The sequence below is a fragment of the candidate division KSB1 bacterium genome (assembly GCA_022562085.1).
Classification (GTDB): domain Bacteria; phylum Zhuqueibacterota; class Zhuqueibacteria; order Oceanimicrobiales; family Oceanimicrobiaceae; genus Oceanimicrobium.
The window spans coordinates 1-3162 of record JADFPY010000438.1; the positions used below are offsets into that span (position 1 = coordinate 1).

Genomic DNA, 3162 nt, shown 5'->3' on the forward strand with positions numbered 1-3162 from the left:
CTGCGCCAAAATATCGAGCGGTTTTTCCGGCATAATGATTTTATCCAATTCTCCGTGCCGCACTGCATCCAGAATGGCTGCACACTCAACTAATTCGTCCCGGGTCATGGGGAAGATGCGGCCTTTTGGAACACCTTTTAAAGTGTGACCCGAACGTCCAACCCGTTGCAGAAAAGCTGCGATTGATTTGGACGATCCAATTTGGCAAACCAGATCGACCGAGCCGATATCGATGCCGAGCTCTAAAGAGGCCGTGGCGATCAGTGCCCGCAGCGAACCTTCCTTCAAGCGCTGCTCGGCATCCAGGCGATGCTCTTTGGCCATGCTGCCGTGATGGGCGGTGATAAATTCTTCGCCCAATCGTTCGGTCAGGTTATGGGCCATGCGTTCTGCCAGCCGCCGCGTATTGACAAAAATTAGCGTCGTTTGATGTTGATGAATCAGCTCTTCCAAACGTTCGTAGATTTCGCCCCAGACCTCGTTGGGCATGACGGCTGAGAGCGGTGAGCGCGGCACCTCGATGGCGATGTCCATTGTGCGCTTATGCCCGATGTTTATTAAAGTGCAGTCGAGCTTGCCGTTTTGGAAATTATTTCCAATTAGAAAACGCGCGACCGTTTCTATGGGTTTTTGGGTTGCAGAAAGTCCAACTCGCACCAATTTTTTCGGCGTCAAATTCTCCAATCTTTCCAAAGAAAGCGCTAAATGCGAGCCGCGTTTGTCGCGAACCAATGCATGAATTTCGTCGACAATTACTGTATGCACAGTCGACAGCATGCGGCGGCCATTTTCGCTGGTAAGGAGCAAGTAGAGTGACTCGGGCGTGGTCACCAGAATATGCGGCGGGTTTTTCACCATCGCCGTTCTTTGAGAAGACGGCGTATCGCCGGTGCGAACCATGACTTTAATTTTGACTTCAGGGAGGTTTGATTTCCTGAGCTGCTCAATGATGCCTTTCAGCGGGAGTTGGAGGTTGCGTTCAATGTCGTTGCTCAACGCCTTAAGCGGGGAGACATAGACGATCTGGGTTTCTTCAGGTAAGTCGGCTTTTAGCCCCTGGCGAACCAAATCATCTATGGTTGCTAAAAAAGCGGCCAGCGTTTTTCCGGAACCCGTCGGCGCCGCGATCAGGGTATTGCGGTGTTTTTTGATCTCCGGCCAGGCTTTGGTTTGGATTTCGGTAGGTTCTTCAAAGGTCTTTTGAAACCAGCTTGCGACCGCGGTGTGGAATTGTTTTAGTGGCATGATTCTTTTAAGTTAAGAAAACTCTAAAGACACTTGTTTTCAAATGTACCTGACATTTCTTGAAAACTCTTGACATTTGTCGAATAATTTGTTATCATTAAAGTAATCCAGTTTACTGGAGGTGGATGGTTTAGGCCATCGGGCCCTTTTTAGGGCCTTTCTTTTTATATGAATTTCTTCCCGAAAACTTTACCCTCTTGCTGATAATATTTTACCTTTAGAATAGCAGCTATTTTTTTGGCAAATGGTGCGAGCTCATCACTTCGTTTACTATTTCTTTCAAAATTTCCATTCGACTTGGATGTGCAATGATATCAGCAAGTTGTAATCCAGAAATGTTGTTTGCTTTTGGCTTAACTTTTAGTTGTTTGCTGGTAAACACCTGGTGAAATAGTTCTGGACTTACATAGTCAGTCCCGTTTTTCCAGAGTCCGCTAAATGAATCTTTAAGCTTTCGGTCCTCATTACCACCTCGAGACTCCGCTATGACATCTCCATTGGCTTCATTCTGTTCCAAGAAAAACACATATCGTTCTAAGAGCAAAGCAAGGCAATAGTGATAAGGCTCATATCGCCAGACTGTATAAGCTTCTTTGTGAGCTTTTTTATCCAAGCATACAGTTACGACAGTATATTCCCAATTCTCGAGTAATTCCAGTAATTCAACGTCAAATTGCATTCGTATTTTTTTATCTCGAAGTACTTCAAAGGGATATTTAGCATTAACTAATTCTTTTCTGTGAAGAATAACCGGGTCGTCTGGGTGCGACCCAAAATACTTAGTCTTCAGAGATTCAATTTGCGGGTTCAGCACTTCTCTAACATAATCTAAACTAATGATTACACCAGTGAGGCTCAAGAAGCGATGAATAGGATTATCCGAACTTTTCAAATCTGGATTTCCACATTCATCGACGTACATCCGATATTTCATTTTTACTGGTATTGACTCAAAAAAAGTGTTTTAGCTTACCACAATATCCTAATACGGCACCAACCCCTCCATCCCCAAACATTTGCGAACGTAAGCTATCTGGCCAAAGTGCCAGGCTTCGTGATAAGCAAAGAAAATAAGCGCGCCGCGGACTGTATTGTCGCCATGGGGTAATTTGTAATCTAACTCTTTAGTCAAGTCACTTTCAGAAGCTTGCGCCAGTTTTTCTTGAAACGCATCGGAGATCTCATTCCAGGCGTCGGCAATTTTCGACATCTCGGGATAATCCTTTTCAGCAGCAAATCCGTCGTCAAAAAGTTTGGGCCAGGGGAATTCTTCTTTCTCGCCTAGCAGATTTAATAAATGATACCGAATACTCGTTAGGTGCCCTGCCATCCACATAATTGGGTTTGTGCTTTCAGATATTTTTTTCATTGCTGTTTCGTTGTCGAGGTTGCCAATACCGTTCTGAAAAAAGGAGTTGTCCATTTTGTAAAGCGCAGCAACGGTAGCAATCGAGGGGTTCATTTTATTCTCCTGCAAAATTATTTCATTTTAACATTACTTAAAATTTCATAATATATCAATAGGTTTTTGTCATATATTTTTGCCTGTTTAAACGACTAAAAGATTGAACAGCAAACAATATGGATGACTTAGAATTAAAAACAATCCGCAGAAGCTGAGTGAGGTTGGGTCTTTTAATTTTGTTTAAGAATTAGGCAACCAGCGATTTTTCGATGAGTTTTCCAGACTGAAAAACAAACTCCTGTCTCAGTTGCTCAAGGGAGAATCCTTCTGCGAGTTTTTTTGAGATGCCTGAACGGTCCATGATATCCCGCGCAATATCTGCCAGCGTTTTTTTGGATAGAACATTTTTAATTGCGCTTTCCGCATCAGCAAAAACGCCGCTCAAGGCATCCTGAATATTGTGACCAATCGGGCATTCTTGATTTGGATCGCGGTAGTGCAGATGAAAGAGG

4 protein-coding genes are annotated in these 3162 nt (G+C 43.8%); all 4 read right to left on the reverse strand.

The features are described from left to right. Nucleotides 1–1245: DEAD/DEAH box helicase (locus IH879_21890; GenBank protein MCH7677578.1), on the reverse strand; the 1245-nt coding region annotated here is incomplete at its 3' end. 229 nt (nucleotides 1246–1474) lie between these two features. After that, nucleotides 1475–2167, reverse strand: a complete 693-nt coding sequence (locus IH879_21895; GenBank protein ID MCH7677579.1) for a DUF3800 domain-containing protein — start codon at nucleotides 2165–2167, stop codon at nucleotides 1475–1477. A gap of 60 nt (nucleotides 2168–2227) precedes the next feature. Then, nucleotides 2228–2707 carry a DinB family protein gene (locus IH879_21900; protein MCH7677580.1) on the reverse strand — a complete coding sequence of 160 codons (480 nt, stop codon included), beginning with the start codon at nucleotides 2705–2707 and terminating at the stop codon, nucleotides 2228–2230. Nucleotides 2708–2897: 190 nt separating this feature from the next. Then, nucleotides 2898–3162 (reverse strand): hypothetical protein (locus IH879_21905; protein MCH7677581.1); only part of this gene is annotated, 265 nt, incomplete at its 5' end.

Bases quoted from the DNA above. Each gene is read 5' to 3' on its own strand.
- IH879_21895 (MCH7677579.1), bottom strand. From the start codon at position 2,167: ATGTACGTCGATGAATGTGGAAATCCAGATTTGAAAAGTTCGGATAAT.
- IH879_21900 (MCH7677580.1), bottom strand. From the start codon at position 2,707: ATGAACCCCTCGATTGCTACCGTTGCTGCGCTTTACAAAATGGACAAC.